Raw genomic sequence first — 1940 nt, 5'->3', positions numbered from 1 at the left:
AAATAACATCGTATTATGTCAGATTTTAATTAGGGGAGAGAAATTTTATGTTGAAAAAAATCATTCCAGTTGCTTTAGCATTAAGTACAGTTACTTTTACTAGTGTATTTGCTATGCCTTCAGCCCAAGCAAGTACAGAATCAAACCGCTACATAGATGTACAAATGCTCGGTATTAACGATTTTCATGGGCAACTAGACACTGTAAAAAAAATTAACAATAAAGATGCAGGGGGAATTGAGTACTTAGGGGCTTATTTACGTGATCGTGAAAAACAAAATCCGAATACATTAAAGGTACATGCTGGAGATGTTGTTGGAGCAAGTACTCCTGTTTCAGCATTATTACAAGACGAACCTACGATTGAATTTCTAAATGATTTGAAATTCGATGTTGGAACGATAGGGAATCATGAATTTGATGAAGGTGTTGAAGAAATGAACCGCCTTATTTATGGTGGATACCATGAGAAAACAGGAAATTTTAAAGGGGCAAAATTCCCATATGTTGCTGCAAATTTCTATAATAAATCCACCGGTCGTTTATTTTTACCACCATTCACTATAAAAAAGGTACAAGGAGTTCCTGTTGGATTTATCGGAGTCGTAACAACGGATGTTCCTAACCTTGTTATGCCTACTATGCTAAAGAATGTAGAAATTACAGATGAAGTTGAAGCTATTAACAAATCCGTAAAGCAATTAAAAAAACTAGGCGTTAAATCTATCGTTGTTCTTGCACATAACGGAGGTATAACAGATGGGAACGGCGTAACAAATGGTGATATCGTCCGATTAGCAAATGAGACTGATCCAGAAGTCGATGTTATTTTTGGTGGCCATAGCCACACTTATGTAAATGGAACTGTTAATAATAAACTTGTCGTACAAGCAAATTCATATGGTATGGCTTTTGCTGATGTTGATGTAAAGATTGATCGTAAAACACAAGATATTGTTGAGAAAAAAGCAGAAATTGTTACAACTTATCATGAAGGCATAGAGCCTGATAAAAAAATAAAGAAGAAGATGGAGAAATATCAAGCAAAAATCGCACCTCTTGTTAATGAAGTTGTAGGTAAGTCTATTGCGCCACTAGATCGCAAACTCAATACGGCTGGTGAATCTACTCTTGGAAATTTAGTTGCTGATGCCCAGCGTACAACAATGCAATCCCAAATTGCACTTATGAATCCTGGTGGTATTCGTAATGACTTAGATGCTGGTGATATTACATGGGGAGAGATATATGGTATTCAACCATTCGGAAATCAATTAATAAAAGTAAATTTAACAGGTCAAGACATTCGTGATATTTTAAATCAACAATGGCAAAAAGACATAACAAGAATGCTTCAAATTTCAGGGATCCAATACACTTGGGATGCGAACAAGCCCAATGGAGAAAAAGTAACAAGTATTCGCTTAACGAATGGAGAAGAAATTATTCCTTCTAAAACTTACAGCGTCGTTGCTAACGCATTTCTAGCTTCAGGGGGAGATGGATTTGTATCCTTTAAAAACGGTAAAGATGCTGAAACAGGACCAACTGATTTTGAAGCATTAGTAGATTATATAAAAAAATCAAAAGAACCAATTCAGTCTGTTATTGATGGAAGAATTCAAAAGATAAATTAGTTTTTTATTAATCTCAAAAACAACTAGATTACCTGTGCACTATACTCTTTAGTGTGCAGGTAATCTATTTTTTTGATTTGAAATAGTCTAACTGTGGCCAATGGGTATACCGTCTAGATGCAGAGTGCCGAAAAAAATGAAGTGAACAAAAAATAACCCCTAAATTAACTCTATGATAAAGAGACTACAAACAATCAAAATTTGGAACTTCATATTAACCATATATTAACTACGTTAATAATACATACTGAAATTGAATACTTTAGATAACATCATTTATAACGAATATCTGTACATTATAAT

Annotated in this window: 1 protein-coding gene; it reads left to right on the top strand. The window is 34.1% G+C overall.

Annotated features, from left to right (window positions below; translation table 11 throughout):
• Window positions 1-47: 47 nt before the first annotated feature.
• Entirely contained in the window at window positions 48-1637 is a 1590-nt protein-coding gene (locus tag ABWK52_RS26725) for a bifunctional metallophosphatase/5'-nucleotidase (RefSeq protein WP_000913792.1), read from the top strand.
• Window positions 1638-1940 lie beyond the last annotated feature (303 nt).

This window comes from Bacillus sp. AP50 (genome assembly GCF_040492675.1).
Lineage (GTDB): Bacteria > Bacillota > Bacilli > Bacillales > Bacillaceae_G > Bacillus_A > Bacillus_A cereus.
This window is presented reverse-complemented; position numbering and strand designations above follow the sequence as displayed.